This window comes from Arthrobacter sp. 01T414, assembly GCF_056398965.1.
The window spans coordinates 125,538-152,459 of record NZ_JBFTQK010000003.1; the positions used below are offsets into that span (position 1 = coordinate 125,538).

Sequence of the window (26,922 nt, forward strand, 5' to 3'; positions counted from 1 at the left end):
CTCAGGATTTCCTGGCGCAGGCGATGGAGTCTTGTTCCATCGGCGAGGACGCGCCGTCGGAGCGCACGATCATCACCTGGATGCAGGTCTCCCCCGCCGGGTTGGGCGCCACCTGGACCTTGGGAGTGGTGGTGGCTTGGAAGTCCCCGTTGCCCGTCGGCGAGTAGGTCCGCCATTTGTAGCTGTCCTTGGGCTTGGGCTGCGGGTTCTTCCAGGTGAAGGTGAGTTTGCCGGAACCGTCAGCCCGGCCGGAGAGCCCTGCCACGTCCGGGACGGTGCCGTTGTCCAAGGCGTCGGCAGGCGGCTTGCTGGGCTGCTCCGACGCCTGGGGCGCCGGCGCGGGCCGGGTGGACCCCGCGATGATGCCGACGACGGCGGCAGTGGCCAGGACCACCCCGCCGACGATCGAGAGCACGAGGTTCCGGCGGCCGTGGCCGGCTGCGGCCGGCTCGCCGGGTCCGCCGGCTGTCCCGTCGGCTTCGTCCGGCGCCGCGACGCTGGAGCGGTTGATCGTGGCCGCGACGTCGTCGTCGTGCGCCGGACGCGGAGCGGTTGGAAAAGCCGGCGGCACCGCGAAGCGCTGGCCGGCGGCCGGCCGCTGGATCGTATCCGGGTCGGTAACGCGGTTGGTGTCCCAGGTGCCCGGATTGGCGGAGGTCGTCGCGTTGTCCGGCGACGTCGCGGATTGCACCCGGGCCGGGAAGGTGGGGCCGTGGCCGGTGGCGTCCGGGTCGATCGCCGCGACGCTGCGGACGCGGGTTTCCTCGAAGGTGTCGTCCGGGTGCGGCTCGTCGGGGCGGGGTTCTTCGAGGACCTCGAACGGCGTCACGGACAGGTTCAGCTCGGCCTGGATGCGTTGCAGCGCTAGCGCGAAGGCGTGGGCGGAGGAGTACCGGGAGGCGGGCGACTTGGCCATTGCCGTGGCCAGGGCAAGCTCAAGGGACTCGGGTACGTCTGCGCGGCCCAGCTTCGGCAGCGGGAGGTTGGTGATGCGCGAGATCAGTTCACGCTGGGAGTTGTCCGCACCCGGCAGCACGAACGGGGACCGCCCGGCCAGCAGCGTGTAGAGCGTGGCGCCGAGCGCCCAGACGTCCACCAGCACGCCGTCGACCTGCCGGTCGCTGAACTGTTCCGGCGGGGACCACGGGATGGACATGCCCGCGTCTTCGTCCTGGTCCCCCGCGAGGGTGCCGGAGATGCCGAAGTCGGTGAGGGCGGGCCGGTTGTAGTCCGTGACGAGGATGTTCGCCGGTTTGATGTCCCGGTGCGCGATGCCTGCGCGGTGCGCGGTCTCGACGGCGGAGGCCACCTGGATCCCCACCGCCAGGACCTCGTCCACGCTGAACCGCTGGCGGCGGTAGCGCACGTCGAGGCTTGGCCGGGAGCAATACTCCATGGCCAGGTAGGAGTGCCCGGCGTCGGTGATCTCCGCTTCGAAGATCGTCACGATGTACGGGTGCGAGGACAGCTGGGCCATCAGGTTCGCTTCGGACTCGAAGCGGCGGCGGGCGCCCTCGGTTTTGAGGTCTGAGAGCAGCACCTTGACGGCGACCTTGCGGCGCGGCCGGTCCTGTTCGTACAGGTAGACGTCCGAGAACCCGCCGGAGCCGAGCGGGCTGAGGTACGTGAATCCCGGGATGGTGGGCGGCGGAGCCGCCGGACGCTTGGCGTTCACAGGAGCTCCTCGAAGCGCAACTGGACGCCGTCGCCCAGTTCGGCGATGTCGCCGTCGAACAGGATCGCCATCTCGCCCTGGGCGAGCCGGCGCGGGGCCTGGCCCTCGCGCAGCAGGACCGTGCCGTTGGTGGCTTTGAGGTCGCACAGCATCACATGCCAGCCCTCCAGCCGGACCTCCACATGCGAGCGGGAGATGTCGCCGCCGGGGCTGGCCACCTGGACGAGTTTGGGCATCACGGCGCCTTGGACGCGGGACACGGAGGGCTGCCGGCCCACGATCAGTGACTGGTCGAGGTCGATCAATTCGCCGGTGGACAGGCGCACCCGGCCCAGCCGCGGCCGGCGGATCTGGACTCCGTCGCCGGGCAGCGCCTCGCCGCAGTAGGCGCACTGGCCGTTGGTGGGCGGGTTCGCGTGGCCCTGCGGGCACACCCGGGCCAGCACCATGGGGCCGGTGCCCGGATCCTTGATGGTTGGGGGCTGTTCGGACCTTCCGGCCGCGCGCCCGGCGAGCTCGCTCTTCATGATGGTCTGGCCGTCGTGGTCGGCATCGCCGGCCTGCCGCTGCGGGGCCGGTGGGGTAAACAGCGACGGCGGGGCCACGGGGCCGGGGCCGCGCGGCGTCGGCGGCGTGGCGGGGTCCGCCTGCTCGCCGCCGGTGCGCCAAGGCACCGAGTCGATGAGCCCGGCGGGGATACCCGGTCCGCTCGCTGGTGCCGGCGCCGGGGCCGCCGCGGGTTCCTCCGCCGGAGCGACAGCCGCTGCGGGCGCTTCGGGTTCCCCGGCAACGGACGGTTCCGGCGCGGCGGCGCTCGGCGCTGGTTCCTCGCCCGCCTCGGGATCCTCGCGCACCGCGGCGTCCTCAATGTTCCGCATCACCGTTTGTTCCCAGAGGTGGTCGTAGCTGCCGGTGGGCTCCTGTTCTGCCGGTTCCGGATCAAACACCGCGGCGGCTTCCGCGTCGGAGCCGGCGTCCGAGCCGGCGTCGGGTTCCGCCTCGGGTTCCGCGCCAGAACCGGCGTCCGGTTCCTCTTCCGGGAACTCGAGCACCGTGTCGGTAGAGCTGCCGAGCTCGCCCTGATCGGCGGCGACGTCGGCCTCGGCGGCGGCCAGCAACTGGTCATCTACGACGGCTGCCTCCGGCAGGGCGGTGACGTCGCCGGTCCGGCCCCAGCGCAGGCCCTCCAGCAGGACCACGCCGTCGCCCAGGGGCAGCCGGCGCGTCAGGACACCAGCGTCCTGGGGTGCTGCAGCGCCGGGGATGGCAAGGCTGAACTCCTCGGCGGTCATGAAGCGCCGTTCGGTCCAGGTGCTGACGTCCCTGCCGCTGAGCGCCACGGATTCCCCGCCGTCGAGCCGGACGTCCAGATCGATCTCGCCGCGCAGGAAGACCTGCAGCGCTCCGTGGAACCCTACGATCCCGAACCACGGCAGCCGCGCGAGGGAACCGCCCGAGGCCGCGGTCACGGCATCCAGCACCTCATGGATCTCCGGGTTTCGGGCCAGCAGCGCCCAAAGCGAGTCGAGCAGCCCGCGGTCGGTGTCCGGGCGCAACAGCACCGCCGTTCCGGACCGGACCACGCCAAGCCAGGTCCCCGGCGTGTAGCTAAGTTCCGCCGGGCGGTTAGCGGGCGCCACGGGGCTCCTCGCCGGCGCCCATGTCCAGGACCTCGGTGCGCGGCAGGGTGTTCTCGTCTTCGGCTTCGGCCGAAGTGCGCGGGGCGGTCTGCGCGACGTTGTCGTGGGCCACGTTGCTGGCGTCCACCACGATGCAGGTCACGTTGTCGCGGCCGCCGGAGCGCAGGGCGGCCTGGATGAGTTCGTCCACCGCTGCCTGGGGGTCGGTCTCGGCCACGAGGATGCGGGAAATCTGCTCGTCGTCGAGCTCGCCGTTGAGACCGTCCGAGCAGACCAGGATCCGATCGCCTTCCTCGACGGGCAGCAGCCAGTAGTCGGCTTCGGTCTCGTCTCCGGTGCCGAGCGCGCGGGTCACCACGTGGCGGCGTGGGTGGACCGCGGCCTCGGCTTTAGTGATCTCGCCGGCGTCCACCAGTTCCTGCACCTCGGAGTGGTCCACGCTCACCTGGCTGAGTTTGCCCTGGCTGAGCCGGTAGGTGCGGGAGTCGCCAATGTTCAGGACCAGCCAGTACGGAACGCCTGACTGCTCCACCACGACGACGCCGGACAGGGTGGTGCCGGCCCGGGAGCCGGTGGCTTCGCGGATGCCGGCGTCGGCTTCGAGCAGGTACTGCTGGACGACGGCGGCCGTGGCGTCCCGCTCCCCCGTGGCGAGCTGGGGGATCTCGGAGAGGGTGCGCACGCAAATGCCGCTGGCGATCTCGCCGGCCTCATGGCCGCCCATGCCGTCCGCGACCGCGAACACCGGATCCGCGGCGATGAAGGAGTCCTCGTTCATCTCCCGGCGCAGGCCGCGGTCCGTGCCGTAGCCGCAATTCAGCCGCAGGCTGGGGGCACTGCTGGGGGCACTGGTGGGAGCACTGCTGGCGGCACTGCTGGGGGTGTTTCCGAGTGAGGCTGCGGGTGCCTCGGCAGGAGGAACGGATGCCGGCTGGGATGTCATGCCTGTCCTAGGTAGAAGGAGCGGTCACCGAAGTGCACGGTGGATCCGGGGCGTACGTGGGTGGGTTCCCCGGGTGCCAGTGCGGTGCGGATACCGTCCGGCGTCGTGACCGCACTCCCGTTGGTGGAGTTGCGGTCCGTCACCCAGATGCCGCCGTTTCCGGCCAGCACATGGAGGTGGGTCTTGGAGATGGAGCGTCCCGGATCGGCCACGGGCAGCAGCTGCACGTTTTCCTCGCCGGGGTGGCCGGCCGGGTTGCGCCCGATCAGCGCGCTCCGGTCCAGTTCCACTTCCCGGCCGTCGTCGATCCTGATGCGCGGGATGGCCACGGTGACCGGGACGGAGCTGTCGCCCCGGACCTGGGTGCGGTCGTGGTCATCGTCCGGGTGCGGGCTGAACGCGCGGCTGTTGACGGACTGGCTGCGGGCGGCCTCGATCGGTGCGGGGGCGGCGGCCGGCGGGCGGAAGGACACCGGCTGGAACTCCGCGGGAGTAGACGGCTTAGCAGCCACCGCAACCGGCGCGGGCGCAGCCGGCGCGGGGGCGGACGCGACCGCGGGCGCGGGCGCCGGCTGCGGCTGCGGCTGGAGCCGGGCCGCTCCGGCCACCGGCGAGGCGACCTGCTGCACCGGCGGCAGGTCCAGCGGGGCAAAGCTGTAGGGGCCTTGGATGCCGCCGGTGGTGATCGGGTTGCGGCCGGCCTTGATGTCGAAGACCAGGGTCTTGGCGGCGGTGTCGTGCCAGCCGCGCAAGCCGCTGTTCGGATCCCAGGTATTGGAAACCACCACGAGCACGGCCCATCCGACTCCCACCAGGGCGAGCGGTCCAAGGATCACCAGCGCGGCGCCGAACCACTGGAACACCACCACCAGCACGGCGGCCAGGGCAGCCAGCAAGAGTCCGGCCCCGGTGATGAGTCCGCGGAGGAAGACAGCTCCGCCGCCGGGTGCGTAACCGTCGGCGTCGGCGCTGCGGATCCCCACGAGGCGGTTGCCGAGGGTGGTGCCGGAGCGGGCTTCGATCATGGCCTGGACCAGCGTGTAGACGAGGGTGGCCCCGAGCCCGATGCCGCCGAAGAGCACCAGCGAAGAGGTGTTGTAGATGATGGAGCCGCCGCTGCGCGTTTGCGTGACACCGGCGAAGCCGACGGTGAAGAGCACCACAAGGAGCGCTGCGGGGCCAATCCAGTCCAGCACTGCCGCGCCGAGCCGCTTTGCGGCAGTTGCGGGAACCAGCTCAAGCTTGTTCGGCAAAACGGTACCTCCCCCTTGTCCGCGGACACCCTGGCTGTTCGGCTGCACTCCGGCAGGCGCCGGGCCGGCGGTGAACGAACCGCCGTGACCGGAAGGCGCTACCGGGATAGTACCCGGTGCTGGCTCCACACGCGCGGCGTTGCGCGCCGAGCGGTTGCTCAGCGGCGCCGCACAGCTTGTGCAGAAGGCGGCGCCGGGCCGGATCGGCTGGTGGCAGCGCGGGCAGCGCTCGACGTCGTCGCTCATGGCTCGTTGCGGTTCTTCCTGGCTGTTCCCTGTGGTTCCGGGTGCGGACCGGGCTCCACTGTACTAGCTGGACCGAAGGCGGCCGGGTCAACGGCTGCCGGACCGGATGCCGTAGCCGCGCTGCCGGGGCCGCCGGCGGCGGGGCGTCGGCCGGGCAGGACCGGACGGGGTCCACGCAGCTTGAGCGCGGCCCGGCCGTCGGCCAGCAGGGAACGTGGCGAAAAGCGGGCCTGCTGGCGGCGCCAGAAGCCCACCGTTCCGGTCATCTCCTTGAGTGAGCCGTCCACGATCTCCCAGTATTCACGCACCTGCTCCTCACTCGGTTCCCCCGCCCCGAAGATGGCGGCGTCCGCCCGGTGCGCGAGCAGCGTGGTGGTGCCCTGGCTTGCCGGGAACGCCTCGCCGAGCACGACGGCGGACTCCCGGCGGGTGGCGCGGTTGTCCACCCCGGCGCCGAGGTCGGTCGCGAGACTCAGCACTTCGCTCCAGCCGCCGCCGACGCGCTGCGCGGGGTGCCCGTCGGTGAAGCGGGCCTTCCGGCGGCGGGATTTCAGCAGCGCGATAAGCAGCAGCGGCAGCGCGAGGACCGCCACCGGTATCAGTGCCGTACCGATCGCGGCCAGCAGGGGTCCCCAGAACAGCCAGGGATTGTTCTTCTTCTGGTCCGCGTCGAGCGCGTCCGGTGTGGAGTCCGGCGGCAGTTCGGCCGGTTCCTGTGGCGGGGGCGGGGGCTGCAGGACCTGCGGCTTGGGCTTGGACTTGTTCTCCGGATCCGGCGGGATCGGCACGTTGTCCTTGGGCGGCGTGGGATCGAACGACACCCAGCCCACCCGGTCGAAGGCGACCTCAACCCAGGCGTGGACGTCCTTGCCGGTGATCTGCACTTCGCCGGCGCCGTTTTCCGGGCCCTTGGGGTCCGGGTAGAAGCCCATCACCACGCGGGAGGGGATGCCCAGGTGGCGCAGCATGAGGGACATCGCCACGGCGTACTGCTCGTCGTCGCCAAGCATCTGCTTGGCCGTGAGCAGGCTGCGGATGCGGTTGGCACTGTGGCCGGAGACGCTGGGCAGCTGCCCGTCGGCGATCAGGCCGTTGCTGAAGGCGCCCTTCTTCTGGAAGTGCGCCTCAATCTGCCGGACCCGGTCGATCGCGGTGGGCGCGTCGGCGGCGAGGTCGTTCGCCTGTGAGCCGACCACCGGCGGGACCTCGGCCGGATCCGGCAGCGTCATTTTGGCGAAGTCGTACTGGGTCAGCTGACCGTGTTCGAGCATCGCGGGGTCGGACACCTGGACGCTGTAGGAATCTCCCTTGGCGAGCCCGCGGGTGGTCACCGCGGTGTCCGTGCCGGAGTTGAAGTAGAGACCGGAGGCGGCGCCCGAGCCGTCCCGGTCGAAGCTGATGCCGGTGGTCTTGCGGCCGCCCGGCAGGAAGTAGCCCTGGTAGTCCTCGATGGTGATGCCCAGGGTGTAGTTGTTCGTGGGCACGACGCCGGTGGAGTCCGCGAGGGTGTTCAGTGACTTCGCATCGCCCACCTTGCTGAAGCTGCCGGAACCGTTAGGGTCCATGTTGTAGTTGGTGCCGTTGAAGGCGTCCAGGGCGGCGAGGCGTACCCGGCCGTCCTTGGGGAGGCCCTTGACCAGGAAGAGGTCGTCGTCCTTCTTGTCCTTGACGAAGTTGCGGAAGCTCGCCAGCGGGGTGACGTAGTCCTTCGGGTCGAACGGGGGCACGATCGCGTTGCGCAGCACCTTCCGGTCGTCGTCGGCGGTCACCAGCGGGGACGCGACGGCGGTGATCCCGACGGCGACGGCAATCACCGCTGCGGCGGTGCCCACCCGGCGCAGCCGCGCGGTGCGGGCGGCGCCCTGGTCTGTCTCCGGCCGGTTTACCGACACCGCGCGGGTGTCGCTGCGGCGCAGGGCGTCGCGGCGGAACGTGGCCCAGGCGATCGCGACCACGGTGAGCGAGATGCCGCGTTCCACGGTGAGGAAGCCGGCGTTGGTGCTGAACGCGATGCCGGTGATGAACAGCAGCAGCACCGGGAGCAGCGGCCAGTAGGGGCTCTTGAGCCGCCAGATCAGTAGCCCGGCGGCCAGGGCGGTCAGCAGCGAGCTCAGGAACGGGACGATCAGGGTCCCGCCGGCGGTCCCGACGGGCACGCCGACGGTCAGCATGTCCTTCCAGGCGAAGACCACCCCCACCAGCAGCGTCCGCAGTGAGTCCAGCGTGGGCAGCACACCGACGATCGAGGCTTCGGGGACCGCCAGGGCGGTGCCGAAGACCAGGTAGGCGCCCACCGCCAGCGCGGTGGTGATCAGCACGCCGAGCCGGAAGTGAACCTGGGCGGCCGCGACGCCAAGGCCCAGCAGGATGCCGCCGAGACCGGCGGCCAGGTAATAGGGGTCGCCGCCGAAGCTGAGGCTGAAGCCGAGCACGCCGAGCCCCAGCAGCACGGTGAGGGCGCCGGCGTCGAGCGCGTAGTGCCAGCCCGGCTGCCCGTCGGCGAAGCCGGAGCGGCGGGCTGCCGGCGCGTTCTTCCGGGGCCGGAGGCCCGTGGCGCCGCTCATGCTGCCGCCTTCCTGAGCACGATGGCCAGCTCGCTGAGATCGCCCAGGGTGAGCACGGTCAGGTCCGCGATGTTGGCCCGGGCCGGCGCGGCGCCGGCCTGGATGCGGACCGCGAGGCTGCGCACCCCGGGCGGCACCGAGGCGGCGGCGGAGCGCAGCTGGGTGGGGGTGACGTTGCTGCCCACCACGAAGAACACCACGGAGGCGTTGGGCACCGTGTCGGCCAGGGTCCTTGCCAGGTCGACGGCGGTCTTGCGCTGCGGGGCGCCGACGATCCGGGTCATGTCGTCGAGCATGTTCCGGCCGGTCTGGCAGCGCAGCGGCCCCTGCTGGGTGAGGACGTCGAGGTCGCGCTGCTCCCGGATGGCCTGCAGCCCGATCGAGGCGGCGGCGGAGATGGCCAGTTCGAATTCCTCCTCGGATGCGTATTCGTCCGTGTTGGTGGAGAGCGAGATGGCCAGGTGTGCCCGGCGGGTTTCCTCGAACTGGCGCACCATGAGCTTGTTGGTCCGGGCCGTGGTCTTCCAGTGGATGTGCCGTCGGTCGTCCCCGGGCACGTAGTCCCGCAGCGCGTGGAAGGAGACGTCGGCGCTGGAGAGATCGGTGGTGGGCATGCCCTCGAGGTCGCGGATGAAGCCGGCGGCCGAGCCTGCCAGGGCCACGGTCCTGGGGTGGACAAAGAGGTCAACGGGCTCGGTCCAGAGCACCTGCCGGCGGAGCAGGTGCAGCGGGTCGGCGCGCACGGAGCGGACCGGGCCCACCACAATCACGGCGCGGCGGGCGGTGGGGATGGTGAAGAGATCCTCGTGGACCTGCCCGGGTTTCATCCGGGGCAGGTGGAACACGGCGGTGGCGGCGCCGACCGGAAGTTCCAGGGACGCGGGCAGCAGCGGACGGGCGGAGGTGTTGGACACGGCGATGCTGCCGACGGCGCTGTCCCCCACGGCCACCCGGGTCCGGGCGAGGTCCAGCAGCACGCCGTAGGAGGAGCGGCCCAGGATGAAGCCGACCGCCAACACCAGCAGGACGAAGGCGGCGATCGCGGCGGCCTTGGCTTCCTGCCACCCGTAGGCCTGGCCGACGCTCCACAGCAGCACCGACGCCGCCAGCACGGACCAGCCCAGCACGCTCACGACGGAGAGGACGGGCCAAAGGTGCCGGCGGTAGCGCTCCCGGACGGCGCGCGCCGCCGGACCCAGCGCCAGGGCGGCGGTGCTGCGGGCCTCGGCCCAGACGGCGGAGGGGTGCAGCCGGGCTGGCGCTGCGGCCCGGGACAGGGGCCGCTTCAGGCGTTCAGCAAGCCGGGTCAACGGAGTGCTGGTGGACATATCGGTGCCTTTGTTCGTGCATGGTGCCGGGGTGGCCTGGGGCCACCCCGGGTGCGGGCTCGGCGGGACGGGCCGCTTAGACGGCGGCCCGCTGCTGCGGGGCGGCGACGTCGGCCAGGACGCGGGCCAGGACGGCCTCGGCGGTGGCACCGGAGAATTCCGCTTCCGGGTCCATCACGAGCCGGTGCGTCCAGACGACGGCGGCGAGGTCCTTGACGTCGTCGGGCAGGACGAAGTTCCGGCCCTGGCTGGCCGCCCAGACCTTGGCGGCGCGGACCATCGCGAGGGCGCCGCGGACCGAGACGCCCAGGCGGGTCTCCGGGGCGCTGCGGGTTTCTTCGCAGAGCCTGGAGATGTATTCCAGCACGGCGGTGTCCACGTGCGTGGTGGCGGCGAGGTCGGCCATGTCCGCGACTGCCTGGGTGGTGATCACGGCGGTGATTTCCTTCGAGCGGTCCTTGAGGTTCGCGCCGCCGAGCAGCTGCACGGTGGAGGCGTGGTCCGGGTAGCCGATGGAGGTCTTGATCAGGAAGCGGTCCAGCTGGGCCTCGGGCAAGCGGTAGGTGCCGGCCTGCTCGATCGGGTTCTGCGTGGCCATGACCATGAAGGGCCGGCCGGCCTGGTAGGTGGCGCCGTCCACGGTGACGCGGGATTCCTCCATGACCTCCAGCAGGGCCGACTGGGTCTTGGGCGAGGCGCGGTTGATCTCGTCGGCGAGGACGATGTTGTTGAAGATCGGGCCCTTGTGGAACTCGAACTTCTGCGTCTTCTGGTCATAGATGGTCACGCCGGTGACGTCGGAGGGCAACAGGTCCGGGGTGAACTGGATGCGGTTGTTGGAGCCCTGGACGGTGGCCGCGAGGGCACGGGCCAGCGAGGTCTTGCCGGTTCCGGGGGCGTCCTCGAAGAGGACATGCCCCTCGGCCAGCATCGCCGTGAAGGTCAGCCGAATGACATGGGACTTGCCCAGTACGGCCTGCCCCACGTTGGCAACGAGCTTCTCGAAAGTGCCGGCAAACCATTCGGCCTGTTCGGTGGTCATCGTCATGACGTGGTCCTCTTCTGTGTCTGGTCGATCGATACGGGTTCTGCCGGCAGGAAGTCCCCGCATGGTCCGGCGTTCAGTGTAGTAGCGGGCATCAGCAGCCGCCGGGCTTGGGGCCGTATAGGTTCACGGTGGTCGACTTGGCGTACCACTGCGGGTGGCTTCCCTCCGTCATGCGGTACCACGGCGTTCCGTTGCCATAGATGTCCTTGGTGCAGTCGATGGTGAGCCTGCCCTCGGAGCTCCTGACCCAGCCGGCGCCGCAGCTGGGCCCGCTCGGATCGTAGGTGTCCGCCTGCCCGGGCTTGCCCGGGCAGGTGCTGTTGTGCGCCTGGATCTGCGAGGTGGGGGTGGGGGTGGGGTCCGCCCCGGACTTGGCCGTTGCGGTGTCATAGCCGCCGCAGTCCTTATTGCCGTCGGTGCCATTGCAGGCCCTGACCTTCAGGCTGTGGCTCTTGCTCCAGCCGCCGGCGTTGTGGTCATAGCTGCGGTTCAGCCCCACGCTGGTCCAGCCGCCTCCGTCGTAGCTGACCTCGTAGCGGTTGATCACCCGTCCGTTGTCGTTGGGCTGGGTCCAGTTCCAGTGCACCTGCCCGTCACCCTTGTTCGAGGTGCCGCCGCTGACGCTGGGCGTACCCGGGGGTCCGTAGGGAACGGCCGAGCCGATGGCTTTGGCGTCCCCGGAGACATTGTTCTTCGTGGAGAAGGCAATGATGTTGACGATGACGTTCTTGCCGTTGGGCTGGCCGGTGATGGTGCCGCCAGGGGCATTGATCGGTCCGGAGCCGTAAGCCGTGGACCAGCGGTAGCTGATCTCCGAGGCGGTGGAACCGTTCCGCTGCGCCTGGGTCAGCGGGGTGAAGGTCACCTTCAGCTGTCCACTGTTGCCCGGCGCGGCCACGGTCCCGCCGTTGACCATGCCCGGCTTCCCGGCGGCGCGCACCGGCGCGGAGGCCGGGCTGGTGCCCGAGGTTCCGGCCTTGTTGGTGGCCGCGACGGTGAAGGTGTAGTCGGCCTCGGAGTTGTCCACGGTGATGTTTTGCGAGGTGGCCTGGACCCGTTGGGTGCCCACCACGGTCCCGCCGCGCAGGGTGGTCAGCGTGTAGGCGGAGATCGCGTCGCCGTTGTTGTTTGGCGCCGCCCAGGTGACCTTGAGCTGGCTCTGCGGCCCGACCGAACCGGCCTGGCTGGCGTTCGGCGGCGCCGGGGTGACCGGTTTGCCGGCGGGTGTCTCGGCCGCGGAGTAGGCGCTCCACTCCGAGGGGTCCTTGGCATCGTTCCGGGCCAACACGCGCACCGTGTAGGCCACACCGTTCTGCAGGCCCTTCCAGACATAGCTGGTGGAAGTCAGGTTCTGGATCTGGGCGTTCTGGCCCGCGGGTGCCGGCGAGATTTCCAGGTCGTAGGACTTGATCGCGGAGCCCTTGGAGGCGGGCGCGGTCCACGCCACGGCCAGCTGTTTGTCGCCGAACTTCAGCGTGGGTGCGGCCGGGGTGTCCGGTTTGACGTCCGGGCGCACCTCCGCCGAGGGCGGGGAGGGCTCGGACTTGTCGATGGCGTTGGTGGCCGTGACCTGGAAGTGGTACTTGGTGTTGTTGGTCAGCCCGTTCAGGGTGCACGAGTTGGCCGGGCAGTCCTGGCTGAAGCCACCCTCTCCGGTCACTGTGTACTTCGTGATCGGTGAGCCGCGGTCCGCCGGCGGGGTCCAGGTCAGCAGCGCCGTCCGGTCCCCCACGCTCTGGGCCTGCGGCGTGCCCGCGGCCAGCGGCTTGTCCTTGACGTTGAGCCGGATCCGGGCGGTCGCGTTGCGGCTCGGATCGCCGGTCTTGTCAGCCACGGTGTAGGAGACCACCATGGTGCCCGAGGCGGACGGTGTGACCTCCACGCTGTCGCCGGCCACCCGGACGCCGCCGGAGCCGGTCTCGGCGGTGGCGGAGAGGATTTTCAGGGGTGTCTCCGGGAACGGGTTCGCGTCGTTGGCCAGGACGTTGACCGTGACCGGCTTGCCGGCGGCGGCGTTGTCCTCGACGTCGTCGTTGGCCACCGGCTTGGGCCGGTTGGAGGCCGTGACCGTCAGCTGGTAGGTGGCCGTCGATTCCAGCCCGCGGCGGTCCTTGGCCTTGACCTGGACCGCGCCGGTGGCCCCGGCGTCGGTGCCGTCCTTGGCCGTGACCTTGAGCGTCTTGCCGTCGATGGAGGCGTCGAAGCCCGCCGGGGCGTTTCCGGCGAGTTCGTACTTCATGGCGTCCACGTCGCCGTCGTCCGGGTCGGTGGTGAGCTTGGCGAGGTCGGTGCTGGCGGCGTCGCCCTTGGGCACGTCCACCTGGCTGCCCAGCAGCACCGGCGGGTTGTTGCGGTTGGGGTCCGGGAGCACCTTGGTGCGGATGCTGAGCGTGGATTTCAGGCCGGCCGGGTCGTCCGGGCCGGTGCCGTCGGTGACCTCAAAGCTGAGCGATCCGGGGCCGGCGTAGTCAGTTCCGGCTGTGTACTTCAGGGCCGTGCCGCCGTTTGCCACGGGGTCCGAACCGTTGGCGCCGATCAGCTTGATCCGGTCCGTCTGCGTCAGCCGCGGCGAGCGGCCATCCCGGACCTTGACCCATTCCTTGAGGTCCACCGTGACGGACTGCCCGGCGACCACCTCCACGACGTCGTTCTTGGCCAGGGTGGGGACCTGCTGGCCGACGCCGGGCACCCAGATGATGGCCGTTGACTTCTGCCCGTCGACGTCTTCCACGGTGTAAGGGATCAGCTGCGGCTTCTCGGTCAGCTGCACGATCATGTTGCCCTCGGTGCCGGGCCGGGCGGTCTTGGCCTCGGTGCTGACCTTGAGGTTTTCGCCGACGCCGTCGGGGTCCTCGTCGTTTTTGAGGACCGGGACGTCGACGGCGGTCTTGCCGAGCGTCTGCGCGGAAGTCACCCGGTCGTCCCGGGCGATCGGTGCCTGCAGCGGCACGTCCTTTTTCACCTTGACCGCGATCGCGGCCTGGGCGGTGGCGCCACGGTCGTCGGCCACCGTGTAGCGGACGTTGGTGGTGCCCTCCTGGGACGGTGCCAACAGGATGATCCGGCCGCTTTGCTTGCTGACCGTGGCTTGCAGCTCCCGCGGCGCCTCGATGTCATTGGTCTGGATCCGGATCGGGTCGCCGTCGGGATCGGTGTCGTTGCCCAGGGCGTCGACGGCGATCTGGCGGCCGGGCCGGACCTTAACCTCGTCGTCCACCGGGGTCGGCTTCTGGTTGACGTCACCGCGCGGGGCGATGCCGACGGTGACGGTGCCGGTATTGACGGCGCCCTGCCGGTCCACCACCTTGTAGCGGAAAGTGTCCGTCCCGGCGCCGTCGCCGGCGGCGGTGAAGTCGATGAAGTTGCTGCCCACGGTGGCGGTACCCATCGACGGCGAGCTGTCGATGCCGGTCAGCTGGACGGAGTCGCCGTCGGGGTCGATGCCGTCCAGTTCCACCGGGATCCGCACGGTGCCGGCTGCCACCACACGGGCGGTGAGGTTCTTGGGCTGCGGGCGGGAGTTCTCCGCGCCTTCCAGCGGCAGGATGTGGATGGTGACCGCGGCTGCGCTCTTCTGGCCCTGCGGGTCCACGGCGTTGTAGATGGCACGCACGGTCTTGGGCACGGAGCCTGCGATGAAGCGCAGCGTGTTCTCCGAGACGAAGCTCTTGCCGTCGCTTTCCGGGACCGGCTGCGGCAGCACCGGGTCCACGGTCAGCTTCTGGCCCTGCGGGTGCGTGTCGTTGGCCAGCACCGGGATGGTGACGACGTCGCCCGCGCGCACGTTCACCTCGTCCGGCTTGGGCTGCGGGGCCTCGACGACGGCGGGTGCCGGGACGGGGACCACGGCGACACTGCCGGTGGCCGACTTGCTGCCGTTGGACATGGTGTAGCGGAAGGTGAACGGTTCGCGGGTGCCGACGACGTCGGTAATCCGCAGCACGCTGTGGTCGATCACGCTGACCGAGGCGGTGGAGTTCTCCGGCATCTGCACGGACTGCAGCACCAGGACCCCGCCCGCCGGGTCGGAGTCGTTCGCGAGCGGGTCCACCAGCACGCTGCCGCCCACCGGCATCAGGGCGACGTCGTGCACGGCTACGGGGTTGCCGGTGTCCTTGCCGGATTCGACGTCCACGCGGATCAGGCCCTGGGTGCTTTGCGGTCCGTTGCTGGCGATGTAGGTCAGGTAGACGGGGCCAGGGGTGTTGCTGCGGAAGGTGAACGTTCCGCCGTCGGTCACCGGGCCCAGCTCGGCGGTTCCCGCAGCTTCGACCTGGGCCAGGCGCAGCGCGCCGCCGTTGGGGTCGACGTCGTTCTTCAGCGGCGCGATCACCAGGTCCTGGCCGACGACGGCGGTGACGTGGTCCGCGTTGACCACGGGCTGGAGTGCCCCGGGCGGCTGGACATTGACGATCACTTTGCCGGTGGTGGTGGCGCGGCCGTCCCAGACGGTGACCGTGACGGTCTTCTTGCCGGGCGCGGCGCCGGAATCCTGATAGCTGAGCAGGCCGTCGCGGCGGACCTTGACCTGGTCCTGGTCGTTGTCCGCCTTGGCATCGAGGAGCACGAGGTCGTCGCCGTCGGGGTCGGTCCAGTCGGTGAGAATGTTCTGGCTGACCGATTTGCCCTGCTCCACCAGCATGGTGGTGGGCTCGCCGCGCTTGAAGAGGGGCGGCTTGTTCTCCTCCGGGCCCACGACGCTGAGGGTGATGCTGCCGCCAGCAGAGAGGCCGCGGCCGTCCGAGGCGTTGTAGCCAAAGGTTTCGGTGCCCGGTTTCGCATCGGGCGGGACGGTGATCTGGAAGGCCGTGCCGCCGTAGATGCTTTCCAGGCTGCCTGCCTTGGGGCCGTTGCCGGCCACGGCGGCGGTCAGGACGTCGCCGTCGGGGTCCGAGTCGTTGTCCAGCACGCTGAGCACCGTGGTGCGGCCTGGTCGGACGCCGACGGCGTCGGGCTTGGTTTCCGGCGGCCGGTTGGGTTTGGTGCGGTCCGGGAGGATGTTGACGGTGTTGTTGTCCGCGGACTCCTGGTCCTGGTCATCCGACTGGTTCTTGGGCGGGATGACGTCGTCCCAGTTGTCCACCAGCAGCATGTTCTGGTTGACCAGCCACACATTGCCGGAGTTGACGTCGTTGAGCACCACCACGTCCCGGTTCACCCGGAACACGTAGCTCGGCGACGCGGACGCTTTCGGCACGTCCACGGTCTTGTCGTCGGCATCTTTCGCGCAGTCCCGGACATACTTGTTCGCGCCGGACCAGGCCGCGTGGACGCAGCCGCCGAGCTGCACCGGCGCCGCGGGCACGCCCTGGCCGCCGAAGGTCACGGTCTTCGCCGTCGAACCGTCCAGCGGCTGTTCCAACAAGGCCTTCGGCGTCGCGACCGCCACCGCGTCTGCTCCCGGGCCCGACTGCTGGAGCCGGGCCTCCCGTGCATCGGCCAGCGACAGCTCACGCCCGCCCGGCAAGAACAACTTCCCGCGGTCCGCGTCCAGCACCACCGGCTGGTCACCCACCACCGTCAGCTGGATGCTACCGGCACCCTTCAAACCGTCCCAGGTGCTGGCCTGCGAATCCGTCGCCCGGCCGTCGGCGTCCACACTCGTTACCGTCACTTGCCCGGACTTGGGATCCGCGCTGTAAATCCGGTCATCGGACCCCACCGCCGAGACCGTGCCCCGCGCTCCCGCGAGCACCGGTTCGGAGTTCTCCTCATCGAAACCGTTCAACGTCGACGGCGACAACGCCCAGACCCGCCCGCGCGCCTCGTCCGTCACTGCGATGACCTTCGATCCGAAGCTCACGTCGGCGGAGCCCGGCAGTTTCTTGTCCCCGCCCAAGCGCATCTGCGCCGCGGACACCTGGTTCAGCGTCGAGCCCGAGGCGTCGTCAACGAACACCGTCCCGGCATCCTGCAACACGTCAAACGACGTCGATGCCGGCGTCACCGCACCGTCCAACACGCGGGAGGGGTAGTTCAGCCGTCCCACCGCATTCTTTGCCTTCGACACCACCCAGACGCCGCCGTCGTTCAACTCCACCTCAGTGGTCTTGAACCCCGGGTAGATGATGGCCCCGGTTACCAGCACCGCAGCGACAGCCGCGAAGGAGGTGGCGGTGACGAACTTGCGGCGCGTGCGCGATCCCGGATTCTTGGAGCCCGGCTTCCTGGCACCCAGCATGGCGAAAAGTCGTGGCACAGCGTCAGATTTCCTTCAAGAGTTTGGTGGATTCCCCGGCGGGCCCCAGACCGGCCCCCCACTTCCCGCGACAGCCTACCTAACGATCTCCGGCAGCGCGATGGGGAGGACTGCCCGGCGGAGAGTGCCGCGTCCGTGGCCCTTAGTCCAGGACCAGGCCCTTTCCGCTGCCCCGCTGCAGTTCCACGGGGTGGATTTCGCCGAAGCCGCGCACGTTCTCCGCGTCGCGGGGAAGCAGCACGAAGCGTTCGTCGTGCTCCAGGGCGGCGGCCGTCATCGAGTCCACCAGCACGGTGCCCGGATCTGCCAGTGCCGTGAGGCGGGCGGCCAGGTTCACGGTGGGCCCGTAAATGTCGCCCAGCCGCGAGAGGATGCGGCCCCACACCATCGCGACGCGGGCCTGGGGCAGGATCTCGTCCTCATTGAAGGCCTGCGAGAGCGCCAGCGAGATCTCCGCCCCGGCAGCAGGGGTTTCGGCGATGTAGAGGACTTCATCGCCGACCGTCTTCACGAGCCGGCCGCCGCCGACCGAAATGATCTCGGCACACTTGTTTTCAAAGCGCTGCACCAGCTGCGCGAGCGTCTTTTCGTTCATCCGGCGGGACAGGCTGGTGTAGGAGACCAGGTCCGCGAAGCCGACGGCGCGGGCAAGCGGCAGCGGGGCGTCGTCCTCGTCACCTTCGCGGCCTTCCTCGCTGGAGGCCAGGCCGGCCTCGGCCCGCACCGCGAGGCGCTGCACCCCGGCGTTGAGCTGCCGGCGCCAGGAGTAGACCAGCATTTCCTCGAGCGCGTCCACCAGGGAGGGCAGTTCGCTGACCAGCCGCTTGCGGGCCACGGCGTCCGTGACTCCCTGCTGGTGCACCATGTCCTCGACCAGGGCCTCGATCTGCCAGACCACCATGCGGTCGGTCATCTGGCCGATGGCACGGGTGACGGAGATGGCGGCTTCCTCGGTGAGTTTGCGGCTGCGGACCAGGTCCACAATCGTGTTCAGCGCGGTCTGGTCCCGTTCGGTGAAGGCCACGTCCTCATCGCCGAGGTTGGGGAAGCCGAGGGCGCGCCAGAGTTTCCGCGCGGACAGCAGGGACAGCCCTGCACCGGCGGCCACCTCGCGGCGGCGCAGCTTTCGCTCGCCGCCGAGCAGCCGCTGCTCGAGGGCCTTGGCGGCGAGGCGTTCCGCGGACATGGTGCCGGTGGGAGGGGCAGCCGAGGGCTCGTCGACGAGGTCCGGGCCGGAGGGGTCGGCGTCGTTGGAGGGGTCGGCGTCGTCGTCGGAAGGGTCGGCGTCGGCGTCGGAAGCGGCAGCGCCGGCGTCGTTCGGGTCTTCCGGCTCGGACGTGGCGAGGGAATCCAGCACCGCGGCTTCGAGGGAGGAAGCGTCGAGGACCGCCTCAGGCACGTCCGAAGGCTCCGCGGCCAGGAGTCCGGTGTCGGGGTGCACGTTCTCAGCGTTCATCTCTTCCACCTTCTCTCATGTCCAAGGGCCATTCGCCGGAACCGTGCATCGTGTCGTCGGCCTCAAGCAGTTCACCCTCCGGAAGTTCGTCTATCGCGTCGAGGATGAAGTTCCGGAACGTCATGACCTCGGGGACGTCCGGAATCACCGTGCTGGAGGGGTACCCGGTATCCAAGGATATATTCCCTGAGCGCAGGGCCCGTTGGATCAGGGTCTGTTCGATGAACACATTACGGACCGCGGCCAGTGGAACCTGCTGGTCACGACGCCGCAACATGCCGTAACGGGCCACAAAACGCCGGCTGGTCAGCGTGTAGCGGCTGGCGTGCCAGGTCACCACTTTAGGCAGGCAGTAGGCAAGCAGCAGCCAGGCCGCGAGAGCCAGGCAGGTGCCGATCAGCCAGGGCGTCCAGTCCGGGGTGACGAGCGGGACGAGTTTGGCCGGGCCGCCCTTCACAATCCAGGCGCAGGCAAAGGCGGTGAGGGCGGAAACCAGGATGAACAGCAGGGCCGGGGCGATCAGTGTCCGCGGCTGGGGGCGGGTAATCACAATCACTTGCTCGCCCGGGAGGAGCTCCTTACGCATAGCCGCTTTCGCCGCCGGCCTCGCCGGGTGGGGTCCAGGGACGCAGGTGGACGACGTCACCGGCGGTCACCACGTGCTCGTGCCCGGTGGCGTCGACCACCAGCAGGGATCCGTACTCGTCCAGCCGGCTGGCGTGGCCGATGATCTCGTGGTCGCCGGGGAGCTGGGCCCGGACCTGCTTGCCGAGGGTGGTCAGCACATGCTCCACCCTCTTGTGCAGCGACGGGCCGCCAGCCATTCCCGCGGCCGGGTCGCCGTCGGCGTTGCAGAAGCTGCGGTAGAGCGTGGCGAAGCGGGACAGGTAGCTCTTCAGCAGTGCGGTCCGGTCCACTGTTGCCGGGTGCTCCAGCAGCACCGAAGTGGCCGTGGGTACCGGAAGCTCGGCCTCAGTGAGGGTGACGTTGAGGCCGGTACCGAGTACCACGGGCGGGACGGCGCCGTCGCCCATCGGTCCCAGCTGGGCGAGGATGCCGGCAATCTTCTTGCCGCGGACCAGTACATCGTTGGGCCATTTGAGCTCGGCGGGGATCCCGGCGGTTTCCAGCAGGGCCTCCCGCAGCGCGAGCGCGGCAAGCAGCGAGAGCCAGGAAAAGCTCTGGGTGGGCAGCGGCCGGCCCTCCGCGTTGACCGGCCGGAGCACGATCGAGACGGAGACGGAGCTGAGGGCCGGGGCCTCCCACTGCCGGTCCAGGCGGCCGCGGGCGGCGCTCTGGTACTCGGCCGTGAGCACGGACAGGTCGGGCCAGGCGCCGGGATCCACGCTCACGCCGCGCAGCAGGTCCGCGTTCGTGGAGCCCGTGGACTCCACTACGGTCAGTTGCGGGATGCCGTTGGCCGAGAGGAACGCGGCGTCACCAAGGGCGCTCTGGTCCAGGGGTGGACGGTCCGGTGTCTCCTGCGCGGCTTCCATGCTTGAATCCTACCGAGTAACCGCCTCCGCGGCGCCGGACCGGCCACCGCGGAACCACCCCACCTTTGAACCGCGACGTCGGCGTGCCGGGGCGAATCGCCGCGGAATTCCGGCGTCGAACCGGCAAAGGTGGGGAGTTTCGGCGGCGCGGCCGGCTCCTGGACCACCGGAAGCCGCCGGAAACTCAGAGGAAAATGTCAGGTACCAGCTGGTCTTCCGACGCGCCCAGGCTGTACGGCGCGAAGTCCGTGACGCCGGCCGCGGCCAGCACCTCTTCGTCGGTGTAGAAATTGCCGCTCCAACTGCCCGAGGCCGGGATCGCGTTGCTAGCGGTCAGCACGGCGTGGGCGGCATCGGCCATGATTTCGGGGCCGCGCGCGCCGCGGACAATCTGCTCGCCGCCGGGCATGTTGCGGATCGCCGCGGTGTCGATCAGCGTGCAGGGCCAGAGTGAGTTCACGCTGATGCCGTCCACCTTGAGTTCCTCGGCCAGGCCCAGGGTGGTCAGGCTCATCCCGTACTTGGCCATGGTGTAGGCCAGGTGCATGCCCGCCCATTTCGGGTCCAGGTTCAGCGGCGGGGAGAGCGTGAGGATCTGCCCGGCCGCGGATTCACGCAGCGCGGGCAGGGCGAGCTTGCTCAGCAGGAAGGTGCCGCGGACGTTGATGTCCTGCATCAGGTCGTAGCGCTTCATGTCCACGGCGTCGGTCTTGGAAAGGTCGATCGCGGAGGCGTTGTTGATCACGATGTCGATCCCGCCGAAGCGTTCGACCGCGGCGGCAACCGCGCTGGCGACGTCGGCGTCGTTGCGCACATCGCCAACCAGCGGCAGCGCCTGTCCCCCGGCGGCTTCGATCTGCTCGGCGGCGGAGTAGACCGTGCCCTCGAGTTTGGCGTGCGGCTGGCCCGTCTTGGCCAGCAGCACGATGTTGGCGCCGTCCCGGGCGGCGCGCAGGGCAATCGCCAGGCCGATGCCGCGGCTGCCGCCGGACATCAGGATGGTGCGGCCCGCCAGGGATGCCGAGGCCTGGTACGGCCCGGCCGGGCGGGATTGCGGTGAGGCAGCCGAAGCGTCATTGCTTGAAGTCATAGGCCCACCTTAGCCGATGTTACTGACGAGTAACATCCCTTCTTTCAACCTTTGCGTGCGTTCCTCCCCGGTTACTCCGGGCCGGACCACCCTCCGGCGGCGCGCCGCCGCGGATTTCCGGGGGCCGCGCCGGATCAGGCCGCGGGTAACTGGGCGGGAAGGTACGGGCCCCGCCGGGGATCGGGCCGAAAATTGTAGGGTTTCTACAGCGGCATGGGCGAATACCGTCACTAGACTTGCCAGCACGGCCATGTTTTTGTGTGGAATCCACTTAAGTGCCACCACAAGGGCCCGCGACAGCCGTCACGAAGAACAGCAGCGAACGACAGAGCCGGAGACACTTGATGAGCCACGATCTGACCACGACCGCGGGAAAGATTGCCGATTTCCGCGACCGCCAGGCCCGTGCCGAGCAGCCCTCCGGCCCGGAAGCAATCGAGAAGCAACACGCCCGCGGCAAGAACACCGCCCGCGAGCGCATCGACCTGCTGCTCGACGCCGGTTCCTTCGTGGAGTTCGACGCCCTTGCCGTGCACCGCTCCACCGCGTTCGGCATGGAGAAGAAGAAGCCGCTCGGCGACGGCCTGGTCTCCGGCTACGGCACCGTCGACGGCCGGCCCGTCGCTGTCTACAGCCAGGATTTCTCCGTCTACGGCGGCTCCCTCAGCCAGGTCAACGGCGAGAAGATCGTCAAGGTCCAGGAGTTCGCGCTCCGCAACGGCTGCCCCGTCGTCGGCATCCTCGACGGCGGCGGCGCCCGCATCCAGGAAGGCGTCGCCTCCCTGGCCATGTTCGCGGATATCTTCCGCAACAACGTCCACGCCTCCGGCGTCGTCCCGCAGATCTCGCTCATCATGGGCCCCTCCGCCGGCGGCGCGGCGTACTCCCCGGCCCTGACTGACTATGTGGTCATGGTGGACAAGACCTCGCACATGTTCATCACCGGCCCCGACGTGATCAAGACCGTCACCGGCGAGGACGTGGACATGGAGACCCTCGGCGGCGCGCGGCAGCACAACGCCAACACCGGCACCTCCACCTACCTGGCCGCCGACGAGGCCGACGCCGTCGAATTCGTCCGCGAACTGCTGGACTTCCTGCCGTCGAACAACCTCGCCGAAGCCCCGGTGCTGGAGCACAGCCAGGAGCCCGAGCTCGACGAGGACGATCTCGCCCTCGACGTGCTCATCCCGGACTCGGCCAACCAGCCGTACGACATGCGCAAAGTGATCGAACAGATCGTCGACGACGCGCACTTCCTCGAGATGCAGTCGCTCTACGCGCCGAACGTGATCATCGGCTACGGCCGCGTGGAGGGCCACACCGTTGGCATCGTGGCCAACCAGCCGATGCAGTTCGCCGGCACCCTGGACATCGCCGCCTCGGAAAAGGCCGCCCGCTTCGTCCGGCACTGCGACGCCTTCAACATCCCCATCATCACCCTCGTGGACGTGCCGGGCTTCCTGCCGGGCAAGGACCAGGAGTTCCAGGGCATCATCCGGCGCGGCGCCAAGCTGCTCTATGCCTACGCCGAGGCCACCGTGCCGAAGCTGACCGTGATCACCCGCAAGGCCTACGGCGGCGCCTACATCGTGATGGGCTCCAAGAAGCTCGGCGCCGACCTCAACCTGGCCTGGCCCACCGCGCAGATCGGCGTGATGGGAGCCCAGGGCGCCGTGAACATCCTGTACCGCCGCGAACTCGCCGCGGTCGCGGAGGCTGGCGGCGACGTCGAGGCCAAGCGCGCCGAGGTCATCCGGCAGTACGAGGAAGAGCTGCTGAACCCGTACCAAGCCGCCCAACTGGGTTACGTGGACGCTGTCATTGCCCCGTCCGAGACGCGGCTGCAGATCGTCAAGGGCCTGCGCGCCCTGCGTGACAAGCGCGCCAGCCTGCCCGCCAAGAAGCACGGGAACATCCCACTGTGACCGGCTCGGAGCCGGCACCGGCGGAGCAGCCGCTGCTCTCGGTGGTCAAGGGCGAACCGACGGCGGAGGAACTCGCCGCGCTGACCGCCGTCGTCCTCTCCCTCGGCAGCGGCGAGACCGCGGCGCCGGAGAAGACGGGCGTGCGGCACTGGATCCGGCGGCAGCAACTGCAGCTCGCGCCGAAGCCGGGCCCTGGATCGTGGAAACGCAGCCGGGGCTAAGAAAAGTTCAGTAACCCTTTCATAACTGGCGCGGCCGGGCTAGTCTCGTTCGGGTGACTACCGAAACAACTCAGAACAGCACGCCCGACACCCCGGTTCCGGCGCGCCCGCAGACCGCCATCGACGCCGTAGCCGACGCCTTCACGGACACCCTGATCCGGCTTAACCCGAGCTTCGCCACCGAACTCGGCCTGCCCGGCCACGAAACGGAATACCAGGACTTCTCCCCCGCCGGACACGAGGAATTCGCCGCCGCGGCGCGCGAAGTCCTCGCCGCGCTGGAGGGACTGGAGCCCGCCGACGACGTCGACGCCGTCACCCTCGACGCGATGCGCGAGCGCCTCGGCCTGCAGCTGGAAATCCACGAGTCCGGCTGGGACCTCGCCGAGCTGAACAACATCGCCTCCCCCGCCCAGGAGATCCGGGCGATCTTCGACCTGATGCCGACCGACACCGCCGCCCAGTGGGACCACATTGCGGGCCGCGCGCACAACGTCCCGGCCGCCCTGGACGGCTACATCGAGTCGCTGCGCACCGCGCGGGACGCCGGCCGGGTCTCCGCCGCCCGCCAGGTGCGGATCGTGATCGAACAGACCACCAAGCACGCTGCGGACGACGGCTTCTTCGCCAAGCTGGCCGCCGAGGCAAAGACCGCCGAGGGCCCGCTGCCCGAAGAGGTGCAGGCCAAGCTCGACGCCGGAGCTGCCGCCGCCCGCGCGGCGTACGCCCGGCTGGCCGGCTTCCTGGAGTCCGAGCTGCTGCCGGCCGCCCCGGAGAAGGACGCCGTGGGCCGCGAGCGCTATGCCCTGGCTTCGCGCTCCTTCCTCGGCGCCACCGTGGACCTCGAGGAGACCTACGCCTGGGGCGTCCAGGAACTCGACCGCCTGATCGCCGAACAGGAGCGTGTGGCCAACGAGATCAAGCCCGGCGCCTCGGTCGAAGAGGCCAAGGAAATCCTGAACAACGATCCGTCCCGCCAGCTCAAGGGCACCGACGCCCTCCGGGCCTGGATGCAGGAGCTCTCGGACAAGGCTGTGGCCGACCTCGCCGGCGTGCACTTCGACATCCCGGATGCCATGAAGACGCTCGAGTGCAAGATCGCCCCCACCCAGGAAGGCGGCATCTACTACACCGGCCCCTCGGATGACTTCAGCCGGCCGGGCCGCATGTGGTGGTCCGTTCCGCCGGGCGAGGACACGTTCACCACCTGGGCGGAGACCACCACGGTCTACCACGAGGGCGTACCGGGCCACCACCTGCAGGTCGCCACCGCCACCTACCGCCGTGAGCTGCTGAACAAGTGGCGCCGCAATGTGTGCTGGACCTCCGGCCACGGCGAGGGCTGGGCACTGTACGCCGAGAAGCTCATGCAGGAGCTCGGCTATTTGAAGGATCCGGGCGACCACATGGGCATGCTGGACATGCAGCGCATGCGGGCGGCCCGGGTGGTGTTCGACATCGGCGTGCACCTGGAGTTGGAGGTGCCCGAGCGTTGGGGGTCGGGCACCTGGACTCCGGATCTGGGGTACGAGTTCCTGAAGCAGAACCTTGCGATCAGCGAGGGCCAGCTGAAGTTCGAGTTCACCCGTTACCTCGGCTGGCCGGGGCAGGCGCCGTCGTACAAGGTGGGCCAGCGGCTCTGGGAGCAGATCCGTGCCGAGCTCGAATCCCGGCCGGGCTTCGACCTCAAGGCCTTCCACACCAAGGCGCTCAACATGGGCTCCGTGGGGTTGGACACCCTGAAGCGGGCGCTCCTGGCTAGCTAAGGCAGAGGCAGAAGGGGTGGCCGGCCGGGTCCAGGAAGACCCGGAAGGTCGTTCCCGGCTGGTGCTCGTGCTTGGTGGCGCCGAGCTCGAGCACCGCCGCCTCGGCCGCGTCGAGGTCATCGACGACGAGGTCGAGGTGCATCTGCTGCGGCATTTCCTGGCCGGGCCACTGCGGCGGAACGAAGGAGTCGACCTTCTGGAAATTGATCGAATCGCCGTATTCCGCGCGGATGGAGCTCCAGCCGTCGTCGTCCTGGTCGATTTTCCAGTCGAGCAGGGCGCCGTAAAACTGTGCCAGGGTCTTGGGGTCCGGGCAGTCGAGGACGACGGCCGGGAAGCGTGCGATAGCCATGGCGCCCACTCTAGGCGCCTGTGAGCAATCGAGACAGCAGTTCGCGGCAGTGTTTGAGGAAAACATTGCCGCGAACTGTCATCTCGGCGCAGGGTCCCCGCTCCCCCGCCCTCCCGGGAGAGACAATCGCCACACCTAGGGCTGGAATAACTTCACAAACGGGCAGTCTTTCGGCGTCTTTGCGGGGTTCTTGTGCGCGCCGGCGAATCCGGGGCGCGTAACATTTCTCAATGTTCGTTCGCCGTGATATTCGGCCCGGTCCTAGCGTATTCGGGTGACCACTCAGACAAGCACCCCCGCAACCGCAGGAAAGCCCGGTTTCCAGCTGCCCAAATGGGCCGGCTCGTTCGGCTTCCAGATCGTCGCCGCCCTGATCGTGGGCCTGGGCCTCGGCCTGCTCGCGAAGTACACGGGCAGCACCAAGGCGAACCCCAACGCCCTTGGCGCCACGCTGCAGACCATCGGCTCGAGCTACGTCTCGCTGCTGCAGACCGCCGTCGTGCCGCTCATCTTCACCGCCGTCGTCAGCTCCATCTCCAACCTGCGCGCCGTGTCCAACGCGGCCCGGCTGGCCTGGAACACGCTGCTCTGGTTTGCGATCACCTCGCTGATCGCGGTGCTGATCGGCATCGGCCTGGGCGTCCTGCTGCAGCCCGGAGCCGGCACCGGCATCACCAAGCAGGCCGAGTACACCGGCAAGTCCGGTGACTGGTGGGCCTTCCTGGTGGGCCTCTTCCCGAAGAACTTCCTGGGCCTCGGCGCCAGCACCACCGTCACCGACGGCGTAGCGACCACCGCCGTGAGCTTCAACGTGCTGCAGATCCTCGTGATCGCGATCGCCGTCGGCATCGCCGCGCTCAAGGTGGGCAAGGCCGCCGAACCGTTCCTGACCCTCAACGCCTCCGCCCTCGCCGTGATCCAGAAGGTCCTCTGGTGGATCATCCGGATCGCCCCGCTGGGCACCGTGGGCCTGATCGGCAACGCTGTGGCCGTCTACGGTTGGGACACCATCGGCTCGCTCGGCAAGTTCGCCGTCGCCATCTACGTTGGCCTGGCCCTCGTATTGTTCGTCGTCTACCCGATCCTGGTCCGCACCCACGGCCTGTCCATCAAGCAGTACTTCTCCGGCGTTTGGCCGGCGGTGCAGCTGGCGTTCGTGTCCCGTTCCTCGGTGGGCACCCTGCCGCTGACCCAGCGCGTGACCGAACGTTCCCTGGGCGTGCCCCGCGCTTACGCCTCCTTCGCGGTGCCGCTGGGCGCCACCACCAAGATGGACGGCTGCGCCGCGATCTACCCGGCCGTGTCCGCCATCTTCGTGGCCCAGTTCTTCGGCATCCAGCTGGAGTTCAGCCAGTACCTGCTGATCGCCCTCGTCTCCGTGCTGGGTTCCGCCGCGACCGCAGGCACCACCGGCGCCGTCGTGATGCTGACCCTGACGCTCTCCACGCTGGGACTGCCGCTGGCCGGCGTCGGCCTCCTGCTGGCGATCGACCCGATCCTGGACATGGGCCGCACCGCCGTCAACGTGGCCGGGCAGGCCCTGGTCCCCACGATCGTGGCCAAGCGCCAGGGCATCCTGGACGAGTCGCTCTACAACGCCCCGCGCAACGGTGACCCGTTCAGCGACGACGTCGTAGCCGCCGACGCCGACTCGGCTGCCGTCGGCCGCGAACTGGCCGGCACGAAGGCCTAAGCATCACGCGTCGCAAAAGTAGTC

At 69.4% G+C, this 26,922-nt stretch carries 17 protein-coding genes; 4 read left to right on the plus strand and 13 right to left on the minus strand.

The window, feature by feature from the left end; genetic code table 11:
- Position 1: 1 nt before the first annotated feature.
- The 12 genes from AC1DK9_RS09090 to AC1DK9_RS09145 form a co-directional block, all read right to left on the minus strand.
- Positions 2 to 1,675 carry a serine/threonine-protein kinase gene (locus AC1DK9_RS09090; RefSeq protein WP_476861717.1) on the minus strand — a complete coding sequence of 558 codons (1,674 nt, stop codon included), beginning with the start codon at positions 1,673 to 1,675 and terminating at the stop codon, positions 2 to 4.
- Positions 1,672 to 3,315 (minus strand): FHA domain-containing protein, encoded by a 1,644-nt coding sequence (locus AC1DK9_RS09095; RefSeq protein WP_476861718.1) that lies wholly within the window; start codon positions 3,313 to 3,315, stop codon positions 1,672 to 1,674. Before AC1DK9_RS09095 ends, AC1DK9_RS09090 begins: the two co-directional genes overlap by 4 nt.
- The gene (locus tag AC1DK9_RS09100; RefSeq protein ID WP_476915708.1) at positions 3,302 to 4,258 is read right to left on the minus strand and encodes a PP2C family protein-serine/threonine phosphatase; all 957 of its coding nucleotides are present in this window, start codon (positions 4,256 to 4,258) and stop codon (positions 3,302 to 3,304) included. The genes AC1DK9_RS09095 and AC1DK9_RS09100 overlap by 14 nt, the downstream gene beginning before the upstream one ends.
- The gene (locus AC1DK9_RS09105) at positions 4,255 to 5,757 is read right to left on the minus strand and encodes an RDD family protein (protein ID WP_476915709.1); all 1,503 of its coding nucleotides are present in this window, start codon (positions 5,755 to 5,757) and stop codon (positions 4,255 to 4,257) included. The genes AC1DK9_RS09100 and AC1DK9_RS09105 overlap by 4 nt, the downstream gene beginning before the upstream one ends.
- Positions 5,754 to 8,321: a transglutaminase-like domain-containing protein gene (locus AC1DK9_RS09110; RefSeq protein WP_476915710.1), complete on the minus strand. Its 2,568-nt coding sequence runs from the start codon at positions 8,319 to 8,321 to the stop codon at positions 5,754 to 5,756. The genes AC1DK9_RS09105 and AC1DK9_RS09110 overlap by 4 nt, the downstream gene beginning before the upstream one ends.
- Complete coding sequence (locus tag AC1DK9_RS09115) at positions 8,318 to 9,649, minus strand: DUF58 domain-containing protein (protein ID WP_476915711.1); 1,332 nt, start codon at positions 9,647 to 9,649, stop codon at positions 8,318 to 8,320. The genes AC1DK9_RS09110 and AC1DK9_RS09115 overlap by 4 nt, the downstream gene beginning before the upstream one ends.
- A 76-nt stretch (positions 9,650 to 9,725) precedes the next feature.
- Entirely contained in the window at positions 9,726 to 10,697 is a 972-nt protein-coding gene (locus tag AC1DK9_RS09120) for an AAA family ATPase (RefSeq protein ID WP_476861723.1), read from the minus strand.
- Positions 10,698 to 10,788: 91 nt separating this feature from the next.
- Complete coding sequence (locus AC1DK9_RS09125; RefSeq protein ID WP_476915712.1) at positions 10,789 to 16,896, minus strand: Ig-like domain-containing protein; 6,108 nt, start codon at positions 16,894 to 16,896, stop codon at positions 10,789 to 10,791.
- A gap of 142 nt (positions 16,897 to 17,038) precedes the next feature.
- Complete coding sequence (locus AC1DK9_RS09130; RefSeq protein ID WP_476915713.1) at positions 17,039 to 18,352, minus strand: adenylate/guanylate cyclase domain-containing protein; 1,314 nt, start codon at positions 18,350 to 18,352, stop codon at positions 17,039 to 17,041.
- Positions 18,342 to 18,938 carry a PH domain-containing protein gene (locus AC1DK9_RS09135; RefSeq protein ID WP_476861726.1) on the minus strand — a complete coding sequence of 199 codons (597 nt, stop codon included), beginning with the start codon at positions 18,936 to 18,938 and terminating at the stop codon, positions 18,342 to 18,344. Before AC1DK9_RS09135 ends, AC1DK9_RS09130 begins: the two co-directional genes overlap by 11 nt.
- The gene (locus AC1DK9_RS09140; protein WP_476861727.1) at positions 18,931 to 19,848 is read right to left on the minus strand and encodes a biotin--[acetyl-CoA-carboxylase] ligase; all 918 of its coding nucleotides are present in this window, start codon (positions 19,846 to 19,848) and stop codon (positions 18,931 to 18,933) included. The genes AC1DK9_RS09135 and AC1DK9_RS09140 overlap by 8 nt, the downstream gene beginning before the upstream one ends.
- Before the next feature lie 184 nt (positions 19,849 to 20,032).
- On the minus strand, positions 20,033 to 20,938 hold the full coding sequence (locus tag AC1DK9_RS09145) for an SDR family oxidoreductase (protein WP_476861728.1): 906 nt from the start codon (positions 20,936 to 20,938) through the stop codon (positions 20,033 to 20,035).
- Positions 20,939 to 21,282: 344 nt separating this feature from the next.
- Between AC1DK9_RS09145 and AC1DK9_RS09150 the strand changes: the two genes are divergently transcribed.
- Genes AC1DK9_RS09150 through AC1DK9_RS09160 form a run of 3 tightly spaced genes read left to right on the plus strand, consistent with a single transcriptional unit; the run spans position 21,283 to position 24,853 of the window.
- Positions 21,283 to 22,866, plus strand: a complete 1,584-nt coding sequence (locus AC1DK9_RS09150; RefSeq protein ID WP_476861729.1) for an acyl-CoA carboxylase subunit beta — start codon at positions 21,283 to 21,285, stop codon at positions 22,864 to 22,866.
- Positions 22,863 to 23,087 (plus strand): acyl-CoA carboxylase subunit epsilon, encoded by a 225-nt coding sequence (locus AC1DK9_RS09155; protein WP_476861730.1) that lies wholly within the window; start codon positions 22,863 to 22,865, stop codon positions 23,085 to 23,087. Before AC1DK9_RS09150 ends, AC1DK9_RS09155 begins: the two co-directional genes overlap by 4 nt.
- Positions 23,088 to 23,140: 53 nt before the next feature.
- Positions 23,141 to 24,853 carry a DUF885 domain-containing protein gene (locus AC1DK9_RS09160; protein WP_476915714.1) on the plus strand — a complete coding sequence of 571 codons (1,713 nt, stop codon included), beginning with the start codon at positions 23,141 to 23,143 and terminating at the stop codon, positions 24,851 to 24,853.
- On the opposite strand, the gene AC1DK9_RS09165 is transcribed toward AC1DK9_RS09160, so the two are convergent.
- Positions 24,846 to 25,205, minus strand: coding sequence for a VOC family protein (locus AC1DK9_RS09165; RefSeq protein ID WP_476915715.1), 360 nt, complete (start codon positions 25,203 to 25,205; stop codon positions 24,846 to 24,848). The two genes, AC1DK9_RS09160 and AC1DK9_RS09165, sit on opposite strands and share 8 nt — an antisense overlap.
- Before the next feature lie 274 nt (positions 25,206 to 25,479).
- Here AC1DK9_RS09165 and AC1DK9_RS09170 point away from each other — a divergent pair, with 274 nt between their 5' ends.
- Complete coding sequence (locus tag AC1DK9_RS09170) at positions 25,480 to 26,898, plus strand: dicarboxylate/amino acid:cation symporter (RefSeq protein ID WP_476915716.1); 1,419 nt, start codon at positions 25,480 to 25,482, stop codon at positions 26,896 to 26,898.
- Positions 26,899 to 26,922 lie beyond the last annotated feature (24 nt).

What these genes read in the sequence shown, in the direction of transcription:
- AC1DK9_RS09105 (WP_476915709.1), bottom strand. Translation starts at nt 5,757, where the DNA reads ATGAGCGACGACGTCGAGCGCTGCCCGCGCTGCCACCAGCCGATCCGG.
- AC1DK9_RS09135 (WP_476861726.1), bottom strand. Translation starts at nt 18,938, where the DNA reads ATGCGTAAGGAGCTCCTCCCGGGCGAGCAAGTGATTGTGATTACCCGC.
- AC1DK9_RS09150 (WP_476861729.1), top strand. Translation starts at nt 21,283, where the DNA reads ATGAGCCACGATCTGACCACGACCGCGGGAAAGATTGCCGATTTCCGC.
- AC1DK9_RS09110 (WP_476915710.1), bottom strand. Translation starts at nt 8,321, where the DNA reads ATGAGCGGCGCCACGGGCCTCCGGCCCCGGAAGAACGCGCCGGCAGCC.
- AC1DK9_RS09140 (WP_476861727.1), bottom strand. Translation starts at nt 19,848, where the DNA reads ATGGAAGCCGCGCAGGAGACACCGGACCGTCCACCCCTGGACCAGAGC.
- AC1DK9_RS09115 (WP_476915711.1), bottom strand. Translation starts at nt 9,649, where the DNA reads ATGTCCACCAGCACTCCGTTGACCCGGCTTGCTGAACGCCTGAAGCGG.
- AC1DK9_RS09120 (WP_476861723.1), bottom strand. Translation starts at nt 10,697, where the DNA reads ATGACGATGACCACCGAACAGGCCGAATGGTTTGCCGGCACTTTCGAG.
- AC1DK9_RS09130 (WP_476915713.1), bottom strand. Translation starts at nt 18,352, where the DNA reads ATGAACGCTGAGAACGTGCACCCCGACACCGGACTCCTGGCCGCGGAG.
- AC1DK9_RS09145 (WP_476861728.1), bottom strand. Translation starts at nt 20,938, where the DNA reads ATGACTTCAAGCAATGACGCTTCGGCTGCCTCACCGCAATCCCGCCCG.
- AC1DK9_RS09100 (WP_476915708.1), bottom strand. Translation starts at nt 4,258, where the DNA reads ATGACATCCCAGCCGGCATCCGTTCCTCCTGCCGAGGCACCCGCAGCC.
- AC1DK9_RS09165 (WP_476915715.1), bottom strand. Translation starts at nt 25,205, where the DNA reads ATGGCTATCGCACGCTTCCCGGCCGTCGTCCTCGACTGCCCGGACCCC.